Here is a 237-nt window from a genome sequence, read left to right as displayed (position 1 = left end):
CCTCGGTGTTGATGTTGTATCCGCTGCCGCTGAGGGTGGCGTTCTCGGCCTCGTAGCTGGCCGACCAGGTGCTGTCGGAGGCGGTGGTGCTGCCGGTGCCGCCCGGGGAGACGATCACCTGGTACGCGGACATGGCGTCGAGGGTGATGGGAAGGGTGATCGAGCCGTCGGAACCCACGGCTACGTCGGCGTCGGAGAGCCGGGTCGGGGTGGCCGCCGCGCCGAGGTAGCCGCTGT

General features: G+C 70.0%; 1 protein-coding gene. It reads right to left on the bottom strand.

What is annotated here, in order from left to right:
* Window positions 1-237 (bottom strand): hypothetical protein (locus RB628_RS43105; RefSeq protein ID WP_318325870.1); only part of this gene is annotated, 237 nt, incomplete at both ends.

It is taken from the genome of Streptomyces sp. ADMS (assembly GCF_033441795.1).
Classification (GTDB): Bacteria; Actinomycetota; Actinomycetes; order Streptomycetales; family Streptomycetaceae; genus Streptomyces.
The sequence above is the reverse complement of the archived record's forward strand: the minus strand, read 5'-3'. Positions and strand labels throughout refer to the sequence as shown.